24 protein-coding genes are annotated in these 22321 nt (G+C 64.3%); 14 read left to right on the top strand and 10 right to left on the bottom strand.

All coding sequences use genetic code 11. The features are described from left to right. Positions 1-121 precede the first annotated feature (121 nt). From ACM9ME_RS02010 to ACM9ME_RS01995, 4 genes are read right to left on the bottom strand one after another with little or no spacing between them, the layout of a single operon-like run. The gene (locus ACM9ME_RS02010; RefSeq protein WP_415641733.1) at positions 122-1333 is read right to left on the bottom strand and encodes a class I SAM-dependent methyltransferase; all 1212 of its coding nucleotides are present in this window, start codon (positions 1331-1333) and stop codon (positions 122-124) included. Further along, positions 1330-2685 carry a cryptochrome/photolyase family protein gene (locus tag ACM9ME_RS02005; RefSeq protein WP_415641732.1) on the bottom strand — a complete coding sequence of 452 codons (1356 nt, stop codon included), beginning with the start codon at positions 2683-2685 and terminating at the stop codon, positions 1330-1332. Before ACM9ME_RS02005 ends, ACM9ME_RS02010 begins: the two co-directional genes overlap by 4 nt. A gap of 3 nt (positions 2686-2688) precedes the next feature. Continuing rightward, positions 2689-3705 (bottom strand): 2-oxoacid:ferredoxin oxidoreductase subunit beta, encoded by a 1017-nt coding sequence (locus ACM9ME_RS02000; RefSeq protein ID WP_415641731.1) that lies wholly within the window; start codon positions 3703-3705, stop codon positions 2689-2691. Beyond that, a complete protein-coding gene (locus ACM9ME_RS01995; protein WP_415641730.1) occupies positions 3702-5576 on the bottom strand; it encodes a 2-oxoacid:acceptor oxidoreductase subunit alpha in 1875 nt (624 codons plus the stop codon). Before ACM9ME_RS01995 ends, ACM9ME_RS02000 begins: the two co-directional genes overlap by 4 nt. Before the next feature lie 75 nt (positions 5577-5651). Here ACM9ME_RS01995 and ACM9ME_RS01990 point away from each other — a divergent pair, with 75 nt between their 5' ends. Then, positions 5652-6515 carry an alpha/beta hydrolase family protein gene (locus ACM9ME_RS01990; protein ID WP_415641759.1) on the top strand — a complete coding sequence of 288 codons (864 nt, stop codon included), beginning with the start codon at positions 5652-5654 and terminating at the stop codon, positions 6513-6515. Here the strand turns inward: ACM9ME_RS01990 and ACM9ME_RS01985 are convergent. Beyond that, positions 6512-7399, bottom strand: a complete 888-nt coding sequence (locus tag ACM9ME_RS01985) for a histone deacetylase family protein (protein ID WP_415641729.1) — start codon at positions 7397-7399, stop codon at positions 6512-6514. The two genes, ACM9ME_RS01990 and ACM9ME_RS01985, sit on opposite strands and share 4 nt — an antisense overlap. 50 nt (positions 7400-7449) lie before the next feature. On the opposite strand from ACM9ME_RS01985, the gene ACM9ME_RS01980 reads away from it, so the two are divergent. Genes ACM9ME_RS01980 through ACM9ME_RS01970 form a run of 3 tightly spaced genes read left to right on the top strand, consistent with a single transcriptional unit; the run spans position 7450 to position 9367 of the window. Further along, the gene (locus tag ACM9ME_RS01980; RefSeq protein WP_415641728.1) at positions 7450-8430 is read left to right on the top strand and encodes an alpha/beta hydrolase; all 981 of its coding nucleotides are present in this window, start codon (positions 7450-7452) and stop codon (positions 8428-8430) included. After that, the gene (locus tag ACM9ME_RS01975; protein WP_415641727.1) at positions 8427-8903 is read left to right on the top strand and encodes an RNA pyrophosphohydrolase; all 477 of its coding nucleotides are present in this window, start codon (positions 8427-8429) and stop codon (positions 8901-8903) included. Before ACM9ME_RS01980 ends, ACM9ME_RS01975 begins: the two co-directional genes overlap by 4 nt. After that, a complete protein-coding gene (locus ACM9ME_RS01970; RefSeq protein ID WP_415641726.1) occupies positions 8900-9367 on the top strand; it encodes a CcdC protein domain-containing protein in 468 nt (155 codons plus the stop codon). The genes ACM9ME_RS01975 and ACM9ME_RS01970 overlap by 4 nt, the downstream gene beginning before the upstream one ends. Here the strand turns inward: ACM9ME_RS01970 and ACM9ME_RS01965 are convergent. Further along, a complete protein-coding gene (locus ACM9ME_RS01965; protein ID WP_415641725.1) occupies positions 9364-9900 on the bottom strand; it encodes a DUF4199 domain-containing protein in 537 nt (178 codons plus the stop codon). The two genes, ACM9ME_RS01970 and ACM9ME_RS01965, sit on opposite strands and share 4 nt — an antisense overlap. 56 nt (positions 9901-9956) lie before the next feature. After that, positions 9957-11987, bottom strand: a complete 2031-nt coding sequence (locus tag ACM9ME_RS01960) for a malate synthase G (protein ID WP_415641724.1) — start codon at positions 11985-11987, stop codon at positions 9957-9959. Positions 11988-12094: 107 nt separating this feature from the next. On the opposite strand from ACM9ME_RS01960, the gene ACM9ME_RS01955 reads away from it, so the two are divergent. From ACM9ME_RS01955 to ACM9ME_RS01940, 4 genes are all read left to right on the top strand, one after another. Then, complete coding sequence (locus ACM9ME_RS01955; protein WP_415641723.1) at positions 12095-13297, top strand: hydrolase; 1203 nt, start codon at positions 12095-12097, stop codon at positions 13295-13297. After that, positions 13294-14268, top strand: a complete 975-nt coding sequence (locus ACM9ME_RS01950; RefSeq protein ID WP_415641722.1) for an arginine N-succinyltransferase — start codon at positions 13294-13296, stop codon at positions 14266-14268. The genes ACM9ME_RS01955 and ACM9ME_RS01950 overlap by 4 nt, the downstream gene beginning before the upstream one ends. Then, positions 14268-15506, top strand: a complete 1239-nt coding sequence (locus ACM9ME_RS01945; RefSeq protein WP_415641721.1) for an N-succinylarginine dihydrolase — start codon at positions 14268-14270, stop codon at positions 15504-15506. Before ACM9ME_RS01950 ends, ACM9ME_RS01945 begins: the two co-directional genes overlap by 1 nt. Before the next feature lie 83 nt (positions 15507-15589). Next, entirely contained in the window at positions 15590-15859 is a 270-nt protein-coding gene (locus ACM9ME_RS01940) for a hypothetical protein (RefSeq protein WP_415641720.1), read from the top strand. Here the strand turns inward: ACM9ME_RS01940 and ACM9ME_RS01935 are convergent. The 3 genes from ACM9ME_RS01935 to cobS form a co-directional block, all read right to left on the bottom strand. Beyond that, positions 15808-17019, bottom strand: a complete 1212-nt coding sequence (locus ACM9ME_RS01935; RefSeq protein WP_415641719.1) for a CaiB/BaiF CoA transferase family protein — start codon at positions 17017-17019, stop codon at positions 15808-15810. The two genes, ACM9ME_RS01940 and ACM9ME_RS01935, sit on opposite strands and share 52 nt — an antisense overlap. Positions 17020-17474: 455 nt before the next feature. After that, entirely contained in the window at positions 17475-17840 is a 366-nt protein-coding gene (locus tag ACM9ME_RS01930) for a hypothetical protein (RefSeq protein ID WP_415641718.1), read from the bottom strand. Positions 17841-17946: 106 nt separating this feature from the next. Beyond that, positions 17947-18951, bottom strand: coding sequence for a cobaltochelatase subunit CobS (gene cobS / locus ACM9ME_RS01925; RefSeq protein WP_415641717.1), 1005 nt, complete (start codon positions 18949-18951; stop codon positions 17947-17949). 90 nt (positions 18952-19041) lie between these two features. Between cobS and ACM9ME_RS01920 the strand changes: the two genes are divergently transcribed. Genes ACM9ME_RS01920 through ACM9ME_RS01895 form a run of 6 tightly spaced genes read left to right on the top strand, consistent with a single transcriptional unit; the run spans position 19042 to position 22321 of the window. Then, a complete protein-coding gene (locus ACM9ME_RS01920) occupies positions 19042-19644 on the top strand; it encodes a TetR/AcrR family transcriptional regulator (RefSeq protein WP_415641716.1) in 603 nt (200 codons plus the stop codon). Then, complete coding sequence (locus ACM9ME_RS01915) at positions 19641-20057, top strand: DoxX family protein (RefSeq protein WP_415641715.1); 417 nt, start codon at positions 19641-19643, stop codon at positions 20055-20057. Before ACM9ME_RS01920 ends, ACM9ME_RS01915 begins: the two co-directional genes overlap by 4 nt. A gap of 2 nt (positions 20058-20059) precedes the next feature. Then, complete coding sequence (locus ACM9ME_RS01910; protein WP_415641714.1) at positions 20060-20503, top strand: SRPBCC domain-containing protein; 444 nt, start codon at positions 20060-20062, stop codon at positions 20501-20503. Next, positions 20503-20928 carry a VOC family protein gene (locus ACM9ME_RS01905; protein ID WP_415641713.1) on the top strand — a complete coding sequence of 142 codons (426 nt, stop codon included), beginning with the start codon at positions 20503-20505 and terminating at the stop codon, positions 20926-20928. Before ACM9ME_RS01910 ends, ACM9ME_RS01905 begins: the two co-directional genes overlap by 1 nt. After that, positions 20928-21617: a glutathione S-transferase family protein gene (locus ACM9ME_RS01900; RefSeq protein WP_415641712.1), complete on the top strand. Its 690-nt coding sequence runs from the start codon at positions 20928-20930 to the stop codon at positions 21615-21617. The genes ACM9ME_RS01905 and ACM9ME_RS01900 overlap by 1 nt, the downstream gene beginning before the upstream one ends. Further along, a complete protein-coding gene (locus ACM9ME_RS01895; protein WP_415641711.1) occupies positions 21614-22321 on the top strand; it encodes a DUF1428 domain-containing protein in 708 nt (235 codons plus the stop codon). Before ACM9ME_RS01900 ends, ACM9ME_RS01895 begins: the two co-directional genes overlap by 4 nt.

Genomic DNA, 22321 nt, shown 5'->3' with positions numbered 1-22321 from the left:
TGTGGTCAAACGTGCCTCATCATCCGATCATCGCTATACCCCCCGGACTTGATCGGGGGTCCATTCGTCCTCTGACTGATCGTAGTGGTATTGGATCCTGACTTCCGTCCGGGTGACGACCTCACGCTTTGACCAACGTTACCTGCAATACATCGATGCCGCCGCCGCGAAAGCCGCCTTCGCAATACATCAGATAATAGCGCCACAAGTTCATGAAGTGATTGTCGAACTCCGGTGGCAGTAGCTTCGCCGCAGCCGCCGCGTCGAAGCGTTCGCGCCAGAGTTTGAGGGTTTCGGCATAATCGAGGCCGAAGCGGTGTTCATCCTGCCAATCCAATCCGCGTGCGTCCGCCAAGGCGCGGAAACGGCTCTCGGAAATCAGCAGGCCGCCAGGGAAGATGTAGGTCTGAATGAAGTCGGCGTTGGCGGCGTAGCGGTCGAAGATATCGTCGGCGATGGAGATGAATTGGAGCGCGGCGCGGCCACCGGGTTTGAGGCAGCGCGCCACGGTGTCCATCCATGCGGGCCAATAGTCCTGGCCCACCGCCTCGACCATTTCGACCGAGGTGACGGCGTCGAATTGAGTGGTGACGTCACGGTAATCGGTGATCGAGACGTGCGCCGATGGCACGCGATCAGCGGCGTAAGCGCGCTGTTCCCTCGACAAGGTGATGCCCGTGACGGCAAACCCGCGCGTCGTTGCCACTTCGGCGACGGCACCCCAGCCACAGCCGATATCGAGCAAGGTCTTGCCCTCCACACGGTCGAGCAGAGCCGCGATCTTGCGATGCTGCGCGGCTTCGAGCGTGTCGCCCGGCCCGAAGAGCGCGCTCGAATAGCTCATCCCCGCATCGAGCCACGGCCGATAGAAGTCGTTGCCGAGGTCGTAATGCGCCTCGATGTTGCGGCGGCTGTTTTTGGGTGTGTTGCGCTGGAGCCAGTGCAGCATGCGGTTGGTAGCGCGGCTCAGCCCCCCTGCGCGCGCCGTCTGGCCGAGCGGCACGCGGTTGCGCATGAACAGGTCGAACAACGGCACGGGATCGGGCGAGGCCCATTCACCGCGCTCCCACGCCACGTACCAGCCGACCGATCCCGCGCGCCACAAGCGGACGAGGGCGCGGTAACTGCGCAGATCGACGATCGCCACGGGTCCGGGCGCGCGGTTGCCGAGGATGCGCTGCGTGCCGTTTGGCAGGGTCGCCTCGATCCGCCCTTCCACGAGACCTGCATCGACATGATCGAGCACACGCGCGAACAGCGGTGCCACCAACGCAGCCAAGCCGCCGCCACTGCGGAAGCGCCGCCCGCCGCGTAGCAATGCCGCGCCCTTCATCGGCTTGCGCGGTATGCCGCCAACGCCCGCTCACGCGCCTCGCGATGGCCGATCAAGGGTTCGGGATAGTCCGCCGGTGCGGCGTCCAAACCGTGAGGGTCGTGGATGACGTCATCGTGCAGCGCGGCGAGTTCGGGAACCCATTGGCGAATATAGTCGCCCGCATCGAATTTGCCGGACTGACCGAGCGGGGCCATGATCCGCGTGAACAGGCTGGCATCGACGCCCGTCCCCGCGACCCATTGCCAGTTGACGCTGTTGTTGCCGTAATCGGCATCAACCAGCGTGTCCCAGAACCACCGCTCGCCGCGCCGCCAGTCGATCAGCAGATGTTTGATGAGGAACGAGGCGGCGATCATCCGCACGCGGTTGTGCATCCAGCCGGTCGTCCACAGCTGACGCATCCCGGCATCGACGATGGGGTAGCCGGTGCGACCGCGCGTCCAGGCGTGGAAATCGTCGTCCGCGGCCTTTCCGCCGCGCCATCGCAGCCCGAGCGAGCGGCCCTGTTCGCGCGCGATCTTCGGGAACACGTCCATCGAATTGGCGGCGAAATCGCGCCAGCCGAGTTCGCGCAGGAACGGCATGCGGCCCGATTGCCCGTCGAGCGCGTGCCATATTGTCGCGGGGCTGATCTCGCCGAAATGTAGGTGCGGCGACAGTTCAGAACTGCCGCGTTCGGACGGGAAGTTGCGGCGTTCGTCGTAATTGCCGACATGACCAAGGAAGCGTTTCAGACGGGCTTTCGCACCGTCTTCACCGGGGCTCCAGAGATCGAACCCTAGCGACCAATCGGGTCGGGTCGGGAGCAATTGCCAGTCGTCCAGCTTGTCGCTTTTGGCATCGCCCCAATCGATCGCGCGCGGAACAGGCAACGGATCGCGCGGCGGCAGCGTGTCGAGCAGCGCGCGCCAGAACGGCGTGAAGATGCGGTAGCGCCCGCCGCTGCCGGTCAGGATATCGCGCGGCGGGGCGAGATGATTGCCGTCGTGGAGTTGCAGATCGACATGGTCGGCGAGGTCGGCGTCGGCATCCTGCCACCACGGTTCGTAGAGGCGCGTCGCGTGGATGCGCGATGCTCCCACTTCGTCGGCAACGGCGCGGATGACCTGCGCGGACTTGCCCTTGCGCAACACCAGCTTGCCGCCCTTGGCTGCGATCGCTTTGCCCATGGCGGTCAAGCTGTGGTGCAGCCACCAGCGTTGTGCGCCGCCTATGCGGTCATCGCCGGGCGTTTCGTCGTCGAGGATGTAGAGCGCGAGGACCGGTCCTTCGCCCGCTGCTGCGGTGAGCGCGTGGTTGTCCGCGAGGCGCAGATCCTGCCGGAACCAGAGGATCGTGAGAGCAGCCACTGCCTAAATGACGTGGGGCTGTTTCTCGACCTGCCAGGTCTGGCCCTTGGCGATCAGCGCCTGCAGATCGGCGGCGCGGCCGGTCGAGACCTTGGCATTCTGTGCCACGACCGCGCTTTCGAAGGTCGAGCGCGGATCGTCATAGAGCACGCCCAGCGCCACCGGCATGCCATCACCGACCATTTCGATCAGCATGTGCGCGACCGAGCGGTTCTTGACGTCGTGGATCAGCACCTGGCTCAGATCGTCGGTGACGACGAGTTCGAGCTTCTGACGATCGACCGCGATGCCTTTGGTGCCCCCCGCGAACAGCATCGGCTGACCGTGTTCGAGCCATAATTGCATCGCGCTGGCATTTTCGCGCGCGGTGAACGGCGCGAACACGTCATCATTGTAAACGATGCAGTTCTGGAAGATTTCGACGAACGCCGTGCCCTTGTGCGCGTGTGCGGCCTTGAGCACTTCGGGCAATTTCTTGCTGACGTCGATCCCGCGCGCGACGAACCGCGCGCCGGTGCCCAAGGCCACGGCGCAGGGACGGATCGGGCGATCGACCGAACCGAACGGCGTCGATGGCGAGCGCGTGCCGACGCGGCTGGTCGGCGAATATTGCCCCTTGGTCAGCCCGTAAATCTCGTTGTTGAACAGCAGGAACTGGCAGTCGAGATTGCGCCGAATGAGGTGCATCGTGTGATTGCCGCCGATCGACAGCGCGTCGCCATCGCCGGTGATGATCCACACGTCGAGGTCCGGATTGGCGAGCTTGACCCCCGTCGCCACCGCCGGTGCGCGACCGTGGATGGTGTGGAAGCCGTAGGTCTCCATGTAATAAGGAAAGCGCGACGAGCAGCCGATGCCCGAGATGAACACGGTGTTTTCCGGCGTCACGCCCAATTCGGGCATGGTCCGCTGCATCGCCTTGAGGATCGCATAATCGCCGCAGCCGGGGCACCAGCGGACCTCCTGATCGGTCTCCCAATCCTTGGGCGTGGTGGTGCGAATGGGGGTCATGTCGTTCATGACAAATAACTTTCGATGGCAGCTTCGATTTCGGCAATGCGGAACGGCTGGCCGCTGACTTTGGCGATCGAGCGAGCGTCGACCAGATACTGGTCGCGCAGTACGGTCTTGAGCTGGCCCGAGTTCATCTCCGGCACCACGACGCGGTCGTAGTTCTTGAGCAGTGCGCCGAGGTTGCGCGGCAGCGGCCAGATGTGCCGGATGTGAATGTGGTGAACGTCGCGGCCCTTGGCGCGCTGACGTCGCACCGCCTGGTGGATCGGGCCAAAGGTCGAGCCCCAACCGACGATCACGAGCTTGCCGCGATCCTCGCCCAGCGTGACGTCTTGCGGCGGGATGTCGTCGGCGATGCCGTCGATCTTCATGCGGCGGAATTTGGTCATCGCCTGATGGTTGGCGGGCGAATAATCGATGTGCCCGGTCTCGACCGCCTTTTCGATGCCGCCAATACGGTGGATCAGACCCGGCGTGCCCGGCTTGACCCACGGCCGCGCCAGTTTCTCGTCGCGACCATAAGGCAGGAAGTGCTCACCCTCGCGCGCCTCGGCGAAAGTCACCGGGAACGGCTCGAACGCGTCGGTATCGGGCACCTTCCACGGCTCGGCGGCATTGGCGATGTAGCCGTCGGTCAGCAGCATCACCGGCGTCATGTAACGCACTGCCAGCCGCACCGCCTCGATCGCCACGTCGAACGCATCGGAGGGCGAACGCGCGGCGATGACGGGCATCGGCGCGTCGCCGTTGCGGCCATAGACCGCCTGATACAGGTCGGATTGCTCGGTCTTGGTCGGCAGGCCGGTGGATGGCCCGCCGCGCTGTGAGTTGATGATCACGAGCGGCAATTCGGTCATGATCGCGAGGCCCATCGCCTCACCCTTCAAGGCAATGCCCGGGCCGGACGACGACGTGACGCCGAGGCTGCCGGCATAGGACGCGCCGATCGCGCTCGAAATCGCGGCGATCTCGTCCTCCGCCTGAAACGTCGTGACGCCGAATTCCTTCAGCCGCGACAGATAGTGCAGGATCGCCGACGCCGGGGTGATCGGATAGCCGCCAAAGAACATCTTCAGCCCGGCCAGCTGAGTTCCGGCGACGAGCCCCATGGCGATCGCTTCCGCTCCGGTGACGGTACGATACAGCCCCGGCTCGGCAGGTGCGGCAGGCATCGAATGCTGCTTCACGCTCGGCCCAAGCTCCGCGGTCTCGCCATAGGCATGGCCCGCGTTGAGCGCGGCGATATTGGCATCGGCCAGCACCGGCGCGCTGGCGAATTTGGTCTTGAGCCAATCGACCAACGGGCCGCGCTCGCGATCGAACATCCAGCACGCCAGCCCCAGCGTCCACATGTTCTTGCAGCGCAACGCTTCCTTGTTGCCCAGCCCGAACGGCTTCACGGCATCGAGCGTCATCTGGCTGATGTTGAAGGCGATGACCTGCCATTTGGCGAGGCTGTTGTCGGTCAGCGGTGAGACTTCGTAGCCCGCCTTCGCGAGGTTGCGCGCCGTGAACTCGCCCTCGTCGGCGATGATCAGCCCGCCGGTCTTGAGCTGCTGGACGTTCACCTTCAGCGCGGCGGGGTTCATCGCGATGAGCACGTCGGGCTGGTCGCCCGCGGTTTCGATCGCGGTCGACCCGAAATTGATCTGGAATGCGGAAACGCCGAACAATGTGCCCTGCGGCGCGCGGATTTCCGCCGGGAAATCGGGGAAAGTCGCCAGATCGTTGCCCGCCAGCGCCGTCGCCAGCGTGAATTGCCCGCCGGTCAGTTGCATCCCGTCGCCGGAATCGCCGGCAAAGCGGACCACCAGATTTTCGGGCGCGGGGTTTGCGTTCGCTTCTTCGAGAGTCAGTTCATGCGTGGCTGAAGCCATCGATCTTTCCGTTGTTCGACATCCGTCCCCTAACGGCGCATCTCCGCGCTGCAACCAAGGAAATCAAGGGTGGCCATGCTCAGATCTTTAGCCGCGATCCTCCTCATCTTCGCCACGCCCGCATTGGCGGCGGTAGATCCGGCAATCTTTACCGACCCACCTCGCGACGCACAGCACCCGGCGCGGATGGAGGTGCTCCATATTCCAAGCGGCGGGGTCAACATCAACGGCCTTGCCTATATCGCCGCGGGTGCGGGACCGCATCCGGTCATGGTCCTGTGCCACGGTCTGCCGGGGAACGAGAAAAACCTCGATCTGGCACAGGCGGTGCGCCGGGCGGGGTGGACCGTCATCACCTTCAACTATCGCGGCTCCTGGGGCAGTCCCGGCATTTATCGGTTTGCGCACGATCTGGAAGATGCCGATGCCGTGCTCGCCTATATTCGCGCTCCCGCGAATACAAAGGCACTGAACATCGATCCGCAGCGCGTGGCGCTGGCGGGGCACAGTCTGGGGGGTTGGGTGACCGCGATGGTCGCCGCGCGACATCCCGAACTTCGCGGTGCGGCGCTGATCTCGGCCAGCTCGTTGAATATGATCGGTCGCCTGCACCGCGACTCTGCGACCCAGGTGTTCGCCGAGAACGGAGTGGAGGCGCTCGCTGGCACCTCGCCCCGGGCCATGGCCGTGGAAGTCATCGCGGCAGGCGACCAATTCGATTTCGTGGCCGGAGCCGAGGCGTTGAGCGCGATGCCTGTCCTGATTGTCACGTCGGACGACGGGCTGGCAACGATGTCCGCACCGCTGGCAACCGCCATCGGCAAGTTCGGCAAAGGGCGGCTGCACACGGTTCATCTTGCCACCGACCACAGCTATTCCGACGCGCGCATCGCGCTCGCCGACCTGCTCATCGGCTGGCTCAAGGCGTTGCCGCGCTAGCCGAGCACAGCCGCCAGCGTGCGGATGACGGCGGCATGTCGCGCGGCAACGGTCACGACATCATCGCCATACCCGCCGCCCATGACACTCGCGAGCGGGATGCCGCGTCGTTTCGCTGCTTCGGCAACCATCGTGTCGCGTGCGGCTATACCGTTGTCGCTCAGCGCAAGGCGGCCAAGCTTATCGTCACGGTGGACGTCCACGCCCGCCTGATAGAGGATCAATTGCGGTCGGTTGCGCGCGATCATCGCGTCGAGTGCGGGCCGCAGTGCGTCGAGATAGCCCGCATCGTCCAGCCCATCCGGCAGGCCGACATCCATCGTCGAACGCGCCTTTCTTGCCGGAAAATTCTTCTCCGCATGGAGCGACAACGTCATGATGTCATCGCGGCCCGCGAGGATCGTCGCGGTCCCGTCGCCCTGATGCACATCCAGATCGACGATCAGGATTCGCGCGACGGTCCCTTCGCCGAGCAATCGCAGCGCCGCCACCGCAAGGTCGTTGAAGACGCAGAATCCTGCGCCAGTGTCGGGCAAAGCGTGATGACTGCCACCCGCTGCGTTGGCCGCATAGCCGTGCTCGAGCGCCAACCGCGCGGCCAGCCAGGTTCCGCCGGGACTGAGCTGCGCCCGCCGCGATACGTCGGACGTTACGGCAAAACCGATGCGGCGCTCGATGTCGCGCGGCACGGCGCAGGTCAGCACCTGATCGACATAAGCCGAGTCATGCGCCGCTTCGAGCCAGTCGCGCGGGCATGGCTCGGGCCGATGCTCGATCAATGCAGGGTCGGCGCGCAACAGTTCCATCACCGCGCCATATTTGCTGAAGCTATGCTGCCCCGGCTGGGGATGCGCGACATAATCGGGGTGATGGACGACGTGCATCGTGCGGGTTAGCTAGGTTGCAAAGCAAAACCCCGCCAGAGGAGAGGCCCGTGGCTGAAGATTATATGCGTCCCGACGTGCAGGCATTTCTCGCCTATCTGAACAATGTGCCCGGACCCAAGATGCACGAAATGGGCGCGCCTGCGGCCCGCGCGATGTATGTCGCGATGCGCCCGCTGGCCGATGCCGATGTCGGCGAACTGGCGGTACTCAAGAATATCAGTATTCCCGGCCCCGCGGGCAACATTCCGGCGCGGCTGTACGACGCGCGCGACAAGCGTGAGCCGGGGCCGGTGATGGTGTTCTTCCACGGCGGCGGCTTCGTGATTGGCGATCTCGAAAGCCACGAACCCTATTGTGCGGAGGCTGCGCGGCAACTCGACATACCGGTGGTCGCGATCGATTACCGCCTCGCGCCCGAACACCCCTTCCCCGCCGCGCCCGACGATTGCGAAGCGGCGACGCGCTGGATCGCATCGTCGCCGGCCGAATTGGGTCGCGCGGTGACGTCGCTCGTGCTGTCGGGCGACAGCGCGGGCGGCAACCTGACCATCGTGACGACGCAGGCGCTGCGCGACAAATCCGCAGCGGTGCCAGTGATCGCGCAATTTCCGATCTACCCGGCGGTCGACGACCATGAGATGTTCGCGTCTTACGACCAGCACAAGATCGGCAAGCTGTTGACCGAAGAAAGCATGACGTGGTTCTTCGACAGCTATGCCGCGCCCGCCAGCGACATTCGCGGGGCGCCGCTGCGACACACGCATACCGGAACACCGCCGACGCTGATCATGACGGCGGGGCTCGATCCGATCCGCGATCATGGCCGGGCTTATGCGGCGGCGCTGGCGCAAGCGGGTGTCACGGTCAGTTATCGCGAGGCGGAGGGCAATATTCACGGCTTCATCTGCTTGCGCCGCGCGGTGCCGTCTTCGACCGGCGACATTCTGGGCGCATTCGCGGTGCTGAAGCCGATGATTGCCGAGGCCGAAGCCGACCGCGTGATGCGTCAGGCGGCTCAGGCGGCGTGACATATCGCCCCGCGGCGGCGGTGATGCTGCTCAATGACGAAAACAAGGTGTTTGTCGCACAGCGGATCGATAGCTCGCTCGATGCCTGGCAAATGCCGCAAGGCGGGCTCGATCCAGGTGAGCGCGCGCGCGATGGCGCGTTGCGGGAGTTGGAGGAGGAGACCGGCATCGGCCCGGACAAGGTCGAGATCGTCGCCGAGGCTTCGCGACCACTGCTCTACGAGCTGCCGCCGGAACTTGGCACAAAGTTATGGGGCGGGAAATATAAGGGCCAAAGCCAGAGCTGGTTCCTGATGCGCTTTCGCGGGACCGAGGCGGACATCGACCTCGACACCGCCCATCCCGAATTCCGCGCCTATCAATGGGTCGATCCGTGGCGTCTGCCCGACCTGATCGTCGCGTTCAAAAAGCGCCTGTACGAGGAAGTCCTTGAAGAATTCGCGTCCCATCTGCCGCCGAGGTCCGCCGCATGACGTTGCAGCAATCGCTTCCGTGGATCCTGCCGATCATCATCGTCGGCGTCCTCTATCTCCGCGTCCGGCCGGGGCAGGAACGACCGCTCAATCCCGCGCAATTGTGGATCATGCCGGTGGTGGCGGGCGGGATGATCGCGCTGGGCCTGTGGTTTTCGCCGCACCCGTCGCCGACGCCGCTGCATATCGCCATCCTGGTCGTGGCGTTCGCGGCGGGCATCGGCATGGGTTACGGGCGGGCGCACACCATCGCGTTGCGGCGCGACGGCGATCAGATTTTGGCGAAGGCGTCGTCATTCGCCTTCATGTTGCTCATCGTGCTGATGCTGCTGCGGCAGGGCGCGCGCGAATGGTTTGCGAGTTCGGCGGGCGCGGTGGCGATCGATGCGTCGATGCTGTTCGCACTGGGTATGATTATCACCCAGCGGCTCACGATGTGGCAGCGGGTAAAGAGGCTCGCTTAGTCCTCGTCGTCGAAAGCGTGATCGTCACCGCGCGGCGTGCGCATCGCAAAACCGGCGAGCAGTGACAGGATCAGCCCGATCGGCGCGATTTCCAGAAACGTCATCGGCAGGCGGAACAACGGATTGGCATATTGTAATTTGAAGTGCGCCATGTCGGCTTCGAGCTTGACCAGTTCGGCCGCGGTCGCACCCTCGGCAACCTTTGCCGCCACGGTTTGCGACGCGAATTCCTCTGCAAAGGTGTAATGCGTCGCGGCGAGATAGGCTTCCCAGCCGACCACGTAGATCAGCCCGGCAAAAACGAAGATGCCGAACGCCGGCAAAAACGCCTGGACGAACGTCAGCGGACCGTGTGCTTCGGCATAGCGCCGGACACCGACGAACATCACGCTGAGGCCGACGACCATCGAAACATAGCCCCAGACCATGCCCTCTACGCCATGATCGAAACCGAGGATGCCCGCGCCCACGCCGACCAGCGTCAGCGTCAGAACGCCCGCAACAAGACCATAGATGAAGATGGTCCGTGCCATCGCGCCCTCCCCGTTTGGTGCATCATGGCGGCTGAGACGCAGGAGTCCAGCCTCGCTCAGTTATGGCGCGCCTTGGCCAGTTGCCGGAAGCGGTGGAGCAAGGGCTCGGTATAACCATTGGGTTGTGCCACACCTTCGAACACCAGCGCGCGCGCAGCTTGCCAGGCGAGGCCGTCCGGCGTCAGTTTGCGATACAGCGGGTCGCCCGCGTTCTGCCCGTCGACCTTCGCCGCCATGCGCGCGAACGCGGCATCGACCTGTTCCGCGGTGCAAACGCCGTGGAGCAGCCAGTTGGCCAGCGCCTGCGACGAAATGCGCAACGTTGCGCGATCTTCCATCAGGCCGACGTCATCGATGTCCGGCACTTTCGAACAGCCGACGCCCTGATCGATCCAGCGCACCACATAGCCGAGGATACCCTGCGCATTATTGTCGAGTTCGCGCGTAATTTCCGCTTCGGACCAATTGCGCCCCTGTGCCAGCGGGATTGTCAGCAGTTCTTCGAGTGGCGCAATCGCCGTCTTGCCCGTCTGTTCGGCGAACACATCGACCTGATGGTAATGCATCGCGTGCAGCGTCGCGGCGGTCGGCGACGGGACCCAGGCGGTGTTGGCGCCCGATTGCGGGTGGCCGATCTTCTGCGCCAGCATGTCTGCCATGCGATCGGGCGCGGCCCACATACCCTTGCCGATCTGGGCCTTGCCGCTGAGTCCGCAGGCCAGGCCGATGGCGACGTTGCGCGCCTCATACGCCTTGATCCACGGTTGCAGCTTCATCTCGGCCTTGGGCAGCATCGCCCCGGCCTGCATCGAGGTGTGGATTTCATCGCCGGTGCGATCGAGGAAGCCGGTGTTGATGAAGGCGACGCGCCCACGCACGGCGTGGATGCAGGCGGCAAGATTGGCGGATGTCCGCCGTTCCTCGTCCATCACGCCGACCTTGATGGTGTGGCGCGAGAGAGCGAGCAGGTCTTCAACCGCGTCGAACAGGTCGTTGGTGAGTTTGGCCTCGTCGGGCCCGTGCATCTTGGGTTTGACGATATAAATGCTGCCCGCACGGCTGTTCTTGAACTTGCCGCTGCCGATCAGGTCATGTTTGGCGACGGTCGATGTCATGATTGCGTCGAGAATGCCTTCGGGCGCTTCGCTCCCGTCGGCCAGCAGCACGGCGGGCGTGGTCATCAGATGGCCGACATTGCGGACGAACAGCAGGCTACGGCCGGGAAGCGTGATGTCCCCCCATTCGTGGTCGCCTTCGAGTGTGCGGGTCATCGTTCGTCCGCCCTTGTCGAAACTGGCGGAGAGGTCGCCCTTCATCAGCCCGAGCCAGTTGCGATAGCCCGCAACCTTGTCCTCGCCGTCTACCGCCGCAACCGAATCCTCGAGATCGACGATCGCGGTCAGCGCGGATTCGAGGATGACGTCGGCGATCCCGTCCGGATCGTCGCGACCGATCGGATGGTCGCGGTCGATCACCAGTTCGATGTGCAGGCCGTTATGCTTGAACAGTTTTCCGCCCGCGCGCTCGGCGATCAAATGCGCGCCTTCGCGCCAGCCAGGGATGGCCTCGTCGAGAAACGCTTTCGCCCGCGCGACCACTGCCGCGCCACGCACCTTGTCGTAACCGCCGGGCGTCGCCGCCGGGGCATCGAGTGCGTCGGTGCCGTAAAGCGCATCGTACAGGCTACCCCAGCGCGCATTGGCGGCGTTGAGTAGAAAGCGGCTGTTCAGCGCGGGCACCACCAACTGCGGCCCCGCCATCGTCGCGACTTCCGAATCGACGTTCGCCGTCTCGACGCTGAACGAAGCAGGCTCAGGGACGAGATAGCCGATCTCGGTCAGGAACGCGCGATACGCTGCGGCGTCGATCGCCTGCCCGGTGTGTGCCGCGTGCCAGGCGTCAATCTGCGCTTGCAGACTGTCTCGCTTGGCAAGCAAGGCGCGATTGACCGGCACGAAGCGCGCGAAAATATCCGCAGCACCCTGCCAGAATTGATCTGTCGGCAGATTGAGGCCGGGCAGCACCTCGCGCTCGACAAAATCCGCCAGTTCGGGCGCAATCTGCAGCCCGGCGCGATCGAAATACATGGGAACTCCTTCCACGAGCAAAAACCAATGCCTGGGGAGGAGGCCCACACCCCATGCCGGTGATTCGGCCCTTCGACAAGCGCCGAGCCGGTCGTTATGGGGGCGGCATGACGGGGATGACGGCGCGCGAAACGCTGCTCTGCGACCGGGCCGCCGCGGCACCGATGGAAACTCAGCTGCGCGCCTGGGCGACGATCAATAGCGGCACAGGCAATCTGGCGGGCTTGGCGGACGTCGCCGGGCAGCTCGCCGATGCCTTTGCCGTCTTGCCGGGTGAAGTGGCATTAGTCGAACCCGCGATGGTAACGGCTATCGATCGCGAGGGGCGCGAGAACGAAGTGGTGCATGGGCGGCATCTCGTCGTCCGGGTGCGCCCCGGGGCGGAGAGGCGCGTCCTTTTGACCGGGCATATGGATACGGTGTTTGCCGTAGATCATCCGTTTCAGACGCTGACCGACTTGCCCGACGGCGTGATTAACGGCCCCGGCACCGCCGACATGAAGGGCGGCATCGCGGTGATGCTGGCGGCATTGCAAGCGCTGGAGAACGACGGGTCGGCGCTCGGCTATGACGTCATGATCAACAGCGACGAGGAGACCGGTTCGGCATCCTCCGCCGCGCTGATCGCCGAACTGGCGCGCGGCAAGGCGTCGGCGCTCACGTACGAGCCTGCCGCCCTGCCTGACGGCACGCTGGCGGGAGCACGACCGGGCAGCGGTAATTTCAGTTTCTCGATCGCCGGTCGCGCGGCCCATGCCGGGCGCAACCCGCAAGACGGCCGCAACGCCATCGTCGCGGCGGCCGACCTGGTGCTGCGCCTGAGCGCGCTGCGCCGCGACGGGCTGAGCGTGAATCCTGCGCGGATCGACGGCGGCGGACCGAATAATGTGGTGCCCGACCGGGCGATTGTCCGGGCAAATCTGCGGCCGCTCACTCCGGAGCTGGAAGCGGAGGCCAGACTGGCGATTCAAAGCATCGCTGCGGCCATCTCGCTAGAGCATGATGTCACTATTCACATGCATGGCGGTTTCGGCCGTCCGCCCAAACCGTTGACGCCCGCCGCAGAGACGCTGTTCGGGCTGGTCCGCGACGCCGGTCTCGATTTGGGCCAGACCATTGCCTGGAAGGCCACGGGCGGAGTGTGCGACGGTAACAACATCGCGGCCTGCGGGATCCCGGTGGTCGACACTATGGGCGTGCGCGGCGGGGCGATCCATTCGGATCAGGAGTATCTGATCTTGGCGAGTTTGGCCGAACGCGCGGCACTGTCGGCGCTGACATTGTCGCGACTGGCGGAGAGGAACCTATGACATTTCGCATGCGCGCGGCGCGGGAGAGCGATCTCGGCGCGCTCTATGAAATGGCCAAGCTGACCGGCGGCGGGTTCACCAATTTGCCACCCGATCGCAAGTCGCTGCGCGCCAAGCTCGAACGCTCGGCAGCGGCATTTGCGCGCGATGACGACACGCTGGCCGACGATCTGTTTGTGCTGGTGCTCGAAAATGTCGCGACGGGGGAAGTTCGCGGGACGTGCCAATTGTTCGGTCGTGTCGGGCAAGTCGCGCCGTTCTATTCCTATCGCATCGGGGCGCTGACCCAGCACAGCAAGGAACTCAACCGGACGTTTCGCGCCGATATGTTGACGCTCTCGACCGACCTCGAAGGGTCGAGCGAAGTGGGCGGGCTGTTCCTCCATCCAAACGAGCGTGCCAGCGGACTCGGCCTGCTCATCGCGCGCAGCCGGTATTTGTTCATCCGGCAGCATCGCGCGCGGTTTGCCGACCGCATCCTCGCCGAACTGCGCGGGGTGATCGACGAGGCGGGCGGCTCGCCGTTCTGGGATGGTGTCGCCGGGCGGTTTTTCGGGATGAATTTCCAGGAAGCCGATCAGTTCAATGCGATCAACGGGGGCCAGTTTATCGCCGATTTGATGCCCAAACATCCGGTCTACACCGCGATGCTGCCCGAGACAGCGCGCGCGGCGATCGGCCTGCCGCATCCGAGCGGGCGCGCGGCCATGCGAATGCTGGAAAACGAGGGGTTTAACTGGGAATCCTATATCGACATCTTCGATGGTGGTCCGACCATGACGGCGCGTACCGATGGGGTTCGCAGTGTGCGCGATGCACGCGACATGGCGTTGGACGCGGTGACCGGCGAAGGGACCATCGTCGCCACCGGCCGCCTCGCCGATTTCGTCGCCTGCTATGCCGGCCCGGACGCGGCGGCGGCGCTGGGTGTCGCGAATGACGCGGCGGTGCTGGCGATCGGGCGCGAATAATGCCGCTGGTCGAGGTCAACTTCGACGGGATCGTCGGGCCGAGCCACAATTATGCGGGGCTGAGTTTCGGCAACCTGGCGGCGACGGGCAATGCGGGCAAGACGGCGCACCCGCGCGCCGCCGCGTTGCAGGGCGTCGCCAAGATGCGGCACAATCTGGCGCTGGGCCTGCCGCAGGGGATATTGTTGCCCCACCCGCGTCCCGATGCGCGCTGGCTAGCGAGCCTTGCGACCGATGCGGCTCACGCCGAGCCGCATCTGCTCGCGCAATCGCTCAGCGCGTCGGCGATGTGGGCGGCGAACGCGGCGACAGTCTCCCCCGCGCCCGATACGCTGGACGGCAAATGCCATTTGAGCGCGGCTAACTTGGTCACCATGCTGCATCGCAGCCACGAATGGCCGGAGACGCTGCGGCAGTTGCGGCTGGCATTCGGCGGGAGTGATTTCGTCGTTCATGCGCCCGTCCCTGCCCCGTTCAGTGACGAGGGCGCCGCCAATCATATGCGCCTGTGCGAACGGCACGATGCGCCCGGCGTTGGGGTGTTCGTCTATGGCGAGCGCGGCGGGCCGTTTCCCGCGCGGCAACATATCGAAGCGTCGAAGGCCGTCGCCCGCGCGCACGGCGTCCGCGACACGGTCTTCGCCCAACAGTCCGAGGAAGCGATTGCCGCCGGGGCCTTTCACAACGACGTGGTCGCGGTGGCCAACGAGACCGTGCTGTTCGCGCATGAGCAGGCGTTTGCCGACAAACAGCGCCTGTTCGATACGCTCGCCGCCAAGGTGTCCGGCTTTCAACTCGTCGAAGTTCCCGCCGCGGAAATCAGCCTGGCCGACGCCATCAAAAGTTATTTGTTCAATGCGCAGCTCGTAACCCTGCCGACGGGCGGCATGGCGCTGATCCTGCCGACCGATGCGCAAGACGTACCCGCCGTATGGAACTGGCTGCAGACGATGATCGCGGGCAACGGGCCGATCCGCCAACTGCTGCCGGTCGATGTCCGCGAGTCGATGGCCAATGGCGGCGGACCGGCGTGCCTGCGCTTGCGCGTGGTGTGCGATCCCGGGACGATCGACCCACGATTCATGGTTGATGCGGCAAAACTCGACGCGATCGCCGCGGTGATTTCGGCGGAGTGGCCGGAGGCGATCGAAGCAGCGCAACTCAACGACTTGGCGCTGCATGCGCAACTGACGAAAGCGCGCGAATCCCTGTTTGAAACACTCAACCTGACCGTTTGATTGTATTAACCCTCTTTGTGCATCGACACGCGCAACCAGGCCGTTAGCTTCTCGTTTACCGGGTTCGTTCGGAGGTTGTTAAGATGTTCAGCAAGATCGGTCGCCTGTTCGTGATCAAGACGCGCACCGAAGCGTTTCTGATCATCTATGCGCTCGCGGTCGGCGCGATCGAGCGTGGCGAGCATTATATGGCCACCTATCACGGCTTCGGCGGCTGGATGCTGGCGGCGGCATGCACCGGGTCGGTGTTTCTGGCAGGTGCGGCAATTCTCGACGGGATCAAGGCCAAGGCGGCGCTTGCTCAGGCGATGGCCCCCGACGCGCGCAGGCGTTCGATCCGCGCTTCGTCGTAACCGAGTTCCGCCAGCACCGCATCGCTATCCTGTCCGAGTAATGGCGGCGTCTGTGGCGCGCGGACCGGTGTGCCGGAAAGCTTGAGCGGCGAGGCCATCAGCCGGATGGTCTCAGCCGTCGGATGCGGCACTTCGACGACCATTCCGCGCGCGTGCGACACTTCGCTATCGACGGCGCGGCTGACGGGGGTGACTTCGCCGCCGGGAATGCCGGTCTTGGGCAGGTTTTCCAGCCACCAGCCGGTGGTGTGTTCGGCAACCAATGGTTTTAGCTCGACCAGCAAGGCTTCGCGGTTGACGATACGTCCGGCGTTTTTGGTGAAACGATCGTCCGCCGCCAGGTCGGCCCGGCCGAGCAGGGTCGCCAGCGCCGCGAACTGGCGGTCGTTACCCACGGCGATGACGACGCGGCCGTCGGCGGTCGGTAAGTTTTCGTAAGGCACCACGGTCGGGTGGCCGTTGCCGTGGCGCTTCGCTTCGTTGCCGGAGATGAGATAGTCGCTGGCGACGTTGCCGAGCATCGCGAGTTGGCAATCGTACAGCGCCATGTCGATATGCTGGCCGAGGCCATCCCGATCGGCGGCGATCAGCGCGGCGAGGCACGCCTGCGCCGCCGCCATGCCGGTGAACAGATCTGCCACCGCCACCCCGGCGCGCACCGGCGGACCGTCGGTTTCGCCGGTAATCGCCATCAAGCCGCCTTCGGCCTGGATCACGTAATCATAGCCGAGGCGTGCGGCGGCCGGGCCGGTGCGGCCATAGCCCGAGATCGAGCAATAGATCAGACGCGGGTTGACCTTGGCGACGCTGGCATAATCCAGCCCGAAACGATCGAGCCCGCCCAGCTTGTAGTTCTCGATGAGGATGTCGGCCCTGGCGGCGAGTTCGAGGACGATCGCCTGCCCCTCCGCGCTCGCCAAATCGACCGCGATGGAGCGTTTGCCGCGATTGGCGCTGAGGTAATAAGCGCTTTCCCCGCCCGCGAACGGTGGCCCCCAGGCGCGGGTATCGTCGCCGCCCTTGGGGTTTTCGACCTTGATGACCTCCGCGCCCAGATCGGCGAGGATCTGCCCGCACCATGGCCCCGCAAGCACGCGCGACAAATCGAGCACGCGGCGGCCGGTGAGTGGTGGGGGACGGGTCATGGAGGCGTCGGTCATTTTAGATCGCTAGCTCAACATCCCAACCATGTCGCCCCTGCGCAGGCAGGAGCCCAGATGAGCTCACAAATTGAAACGAAGGCATGTGTGGAGGGTCCATCTAGGCCCCTGCCTGCGCAGGGGCGACATGCTGGTATGAGAACCGGCACCGAACGGCTTACGTTGTCTTACGTTGACGCAAAGTGCTGCTAGCCTGCCGGTCGATTCATGCCGATTCATGTCTGTGAAGCGTTTCGACTGCACCGTTGATTCATGCTGATTCAGGTCTTCTCGCCCGTCGGACGAGGTTGTCAGCCCCCGCCCCCATCTGGATCCGCATCCACGCCTCTGCAGTGTGGCCGCGAGTCGGGCAGTGTGTTCTGCTTTGATTCCCTATTTTGGAAGGGAGAAGTGAGGGGCTGAGAGTCCGCTATTTGGTGGGAAGTGGAACGGCTGCTATGATTGACAACCCCTCGTTAGCTGCCGCTTGGGCCGACAAACACGACGACGGCATCCCTTGCAGCTTCTGAAATGGAAGGATGACGCAATTCGCTTCTGCACCGCTGACCGACGCGGATTATCGCGCTGGATAGCCCATCGGCAATTAGCTCAGCGCGCACAGCCTTCTGGTTCTGCCTACCAACTGACAGCGACGTGGATGTCGAGCACAGATATACTGTGCCGTCGGTTAGTTTTTGAGCATCCACGACTATTGCCATGATATTCTCTCGGTCCGACGTCGTTACATTGGTAGGCAAATAAAATGGACCAGTCGCAATAAAATCAGCATGCGCGAGCATTGGATATGCCGCCAGCAGTGCCACAGGAATCAACGCCTTCATCGTCCCACCATCGACGATGATGCGAACGTCCGCAATCGAGAGGCGGGTTGCATAGAGTGATTGTCCGCTATTGGGTCGTTAGCAGACGTTGGTCTAGCCCGACTGCTCAGCCCTTCCCAACCACACTCTCCGGCAAGTCCTTGCCGAACACGCGCTGGTAATATTCGGCGACTAGCGCCCGCTCCGCTTCGTCGCATTTGTTGAGGAAGGTCAGGCGGAAGGCGAAACCGATATCCTTGAAGATCATCGCGTTCTGCGCCCAGGTGATCACGGTGCGCGGGGACATGACGGTCGAGATGTCGCCGTTGATGAAGCCTTGGCGGGTCAGTTCCGCCACCTTGACCATCTGATCGACTTCTTTCTTGCCGCCTTCGTGATCGTACTCGCCGGACTTGGCGAGGACGATCTGCGCCTCGACCGCGGCGGGGAGATAGTTGAGCGTGACGACGATGTTCCAGCGGTCCATCTGGCCCTGATTGATCTGCTGCGTGCCGTGATACAGGCCGCTGGTATCGCCCAGGCCGACGGTGTTGGCGGTGGCGAACAGGCGGAACCACGGCGACGGGCGGATCACGCGGTTCTGGTCGAGCAGGGTCAGCTTGCCCTCGGTTTCCAGCACGCGCTGGATGACGAACATGACGTCGGGGCGACCGGCATCATATTCGTCGAACACCAAAGCGGTCGGGGTCTGCAGCGCCCAGGGGAGCAGGCCTTCGCGGAATTCGGTGACCTGCTGGCCGTCGCGCAGCACGATCGCGTCGCGCCCGATCAGGTCGATGCGGCTGATATGCGCGTCGAGGTTGATGCGGATGCACGGCCAATTGAGGCGCGCCGCGACCTGTTCGATGTGCGTCGACTTGCCGGTGCCGTGATAGCCTTGGACCATCACGCGGCGGTTGTATGCGAAGCCGGCGAGGATCGCGAGGGTAGTGTCCGCGTCGAACACATAGCTCGCGTCCATGTCCGGGACGCGTTCGTCCGCCTCGCTGAACGCCGGGACCATCATGTCGGTGTCGATGCCGAACAGGTCACGGACGCTGACCTTTTTGTCGGGCGCGTCGAGGATGGTGCTGCCGCGAGCGTCGGGCTGGGTGTTGGGGAGTTCGGCCATGTCGCTTGTGGCGATGCTATGGGTGGACAAGAAAGACAAGCACGTGCTGGACAATTTGACACCATACCGACCGGTCGGTATGTCTTGTGAATGTCGAGTCGCCCTCCCCTCGTTACGACCCGTGAGCGCCTGCTCGAGGCGGCGACGGACAGCATCCGCAATCGCGGGTTTGCCGCGACGTCGGTCGACGATCTGTGTGCCGCCGTGGGCGTGACCAAGGGCGCGTTCTTCCATCATTTCAAATCGAAGGAAGCGTTGGGCATCGCCGTCGCGGCGCGATGGGGTGAGATCGGCAAGCAATTAATTGACTTGGTCCACGGCACCACGCCGCGCGACCGCGTGCTCGCCTATCTCGATCTGCGGTCGCAGTTGATCGAGGGCGGCACGGACGAATTCTCCTGCCTCGCCGGAACGCTGGCGCAGGAGGTCCACATCTCGCACCCCGCGATCCGCGATGCCGCCGCGCAGGCCATCGAAACGACCGCGGCGACGGTCGAGCCCGATCTCGCCGCCGCACTGACAGACGCGGGCCGCAAGGGTGTGTCGCCGACCGGTCTGGCGCTGCACATTCAGGCGGTGCTGCAAGGCGCCTATGTCGTCGCCAAGGCGAAGAACGACGCGGGGGCCGCCCGCGACAGTGTCGCGCACCTGAAACGCTACGTTGCCATGTTGCTAGAAGGAGAGAAGAAATGACGAGCTTGACTGTCGATGCAGTGCCTCGCGCGCCACGCCTGACCGGCCGCCGCTTCGGGATCGGCCTGAGCGGGCTGGCCGTCCTGTTGCTTGGGATGGACGCGGCGGGAAAGCTGTTCGCGCCAGCGATGATGATCGCCAATAGTCCGCCGCTTGGTATAGTGGCGGATACGAGCTTCTACCAGTTACTCGGTGGTGTCCTGGCGATCTGCACCGCGTTCTACGCCTGGCCGCGGACGTCGCCGCTCGGCGCAATATTGCTGACCGGGTATCTGGGTGGCGCGGTGTTCGCCCATCTGCGCGTCGGCAGCCCACTCTTCGGGTTCACGCTGTTCGGCGTGTATCTGGGCGTGCTCGTCTGGGCCGGCCTGTACTTGCGCGACGCCCGCGTCCGCGCGCTGTTGGGAGCGTGATAATGAACGAGCTGAGCATCGAACGCGTCATCAAGGCGTCGCCGGACAAAGTCTGGGACGCGATGACCAACCGCTTCGCCGAATGGTGGTGTCCACAGCCGTGGCGCACCGACGTGGAGACTATCGAATGGCGCGCAGGCGGCGCGAGCAAGATGACGCTGCGTGGCCCGGCTGGTGAGGAACACAAAATCGACGGCGTGATCCTCGAATTCGTGTCCGGGAGTCATTGGGTGTCGACCGACGCGCTGACCAAAGGTTGGGTGCCGCACGAGGCATTCATGGTCGGCCGCTGGTCGGTCGAGCCGCACCCGGAGGGCACGCTGTATCGCGCCAGTTCGCGCCATTGGAGCGCCGAAGCGATGGAGCAACATCGCGCAATGGGTTTTGAAGATGGATGGAATGCGTGCGCGGAACAACTCGCGGCGCTGGTCGAAGGAGAGAAGTGATGAGTGAAGCACCGACACCCCGCGGCGGGTTGACCCCGCACCTCACGATCGGCGACCGGCGCGCGGTCGAGGCGATCGAATTCTACACCAAGGCGTTCGGCGCGACCGAGCAATTCCGTCTGCCCGAGGAAAACGGCACCCGGTTGATGCACGCCAGCATGACGCTGAACGGTGCCGATCTGATGCTCAACGACGAGTTCCCCGAATATCAGGGCCCGGCGGACACCGGCAAGACGCCGGGGAGCGGCTTCACGCTGCACCTCGAAGTCGATGACGCCGACGCATGGTTCGCGCGCGCGGTTGCCGCCGGTGCCGAGGGCGTGATGCCGCCCGTCGACATGTTCTGGGGCGCGCGTTACGGACAGGTCCGCGATCCGTTCGGCTATCGCTGGGCGATGGCGCATAATCTGCCGGCGGCGAGCTGATGCCGGTCGATCCATCGTCGCCCTTGGTGATCACGTCATTGGCATGGGTCCCCGAATTCGCGCGGGGCCATGTCCGCGATTACCGCGCGCGCTGGGCATGCGAGGAGTTGGGGCTCGATTATGCCGAACGGCTGGTCGGTACGCCGCGCCCCGACAGCTATTATCACGATCAGCCCTGGGGCCAGGTGCCGGCGCTGCATGACGGCGATATCGAGCTGTTCGAAAGCGGCGCGATCATGCTCCATCTGGCGGAAAAGGGCGAAACACTGTTGCCCGCCGGCGCGCAGGCCCGGGCGCGCGCGATCAGCTGGCTGTTCGCGGCGATGAACACGATCGAGCCGCTGATGTTCGAGCTGACCAACGTCAATGTGTTCGCGCGCGGCGAGGAGTGGGCCAAGCTGCGCAAGCCGAGCCTGTACGAGTTTCTGGGGCAGCGGCTCGACCGGCTGGCGGATTCGCTGGGCGACAAGGATTGGCTGGAGGGCGATTTCACTATCGGCGATCTGGCGATGACCAGCGTCCTGCGCGTCGGCGAAGGCAGCGCGTCGATGAAGCAGCGCCCCACGCTTACCGCCTATCTCGAACGCGCCAAGGCTCGACCGGCGTTCCGGCGCGCGATCGCCGACCAACTCAAATCGTTCGAGGGCCATGAGCCCGCCCCCGTGGCTAAGGATGGAGAACAGCAATGACCTATATCAGCGGTTTTGTCGCGGCGGTCCCGACTGCGCGCAGGGACGAGTATTTCGAATTCGCCAAGCGGGTCGATGCAGTGATGGTCGAACATGGCGCGACCCGCGTGGTCGATGGCTGGGCCGCCGATGTCCCGCGTGGGACGACGACCGACTTTTATCGCGCGGTTGCTGCCGAAGATGGTGAGGAGGTCGTGTTCGGCTGGATGGAATGGCCCGACAAAGCGGCGCTCGACGCGGGGATGGGTGCTGCGATGAAGGACGAACGGATGTCGGGAGCGCCGCCATTCGACGGCAAGCGCATGATTTATGGCAGCTTCCTGCCCGTGGTCGAACGGCGGTTCAAGGATGGCGAGCCCGGCTATATCGACGCCTTTATCGCGCCGGTCTCTGCGGCAAAAAAAGACGCCTTCATCACGATGTCCGAGGACGGCGCGACGGCGTTCGGCGCGCAGGGCGCGTTGTTCGATCTGGAATGCTGGGGCGAGGATGTGCCGCACGGCTCGACAACCGATTTTTATCGCGCGACCAAAGCGGAGGGCGATGAAATGCCCGGACTGTCCTTCGTCGGCTGGCCCGACAAGGCGACGCGCGACGCGGGTTGGGCGGAGATGATGAAGGAACCGGGTCCCGCCGAAATGCCGTTCGACGGCAAACGGATGTTCTTCGGCGGTTTTTCGGTGGTGAGCGACATCAAGAAATAA

This window comes from Sphingomonas antarctica, from assembly GCF_965137005.1.
Lineage (GTDB): Bacteria > Pseudomonadota > Alphaproteobacteria > Sphingomonadales > Sphingomonadaceae > Sphingomonas_O > Sphingomonas_O antarctica.
Note: the sequence above shows the minus strand (reverse complement) of the source record. Positions and strands in the feature narration are given on the sequence as shown.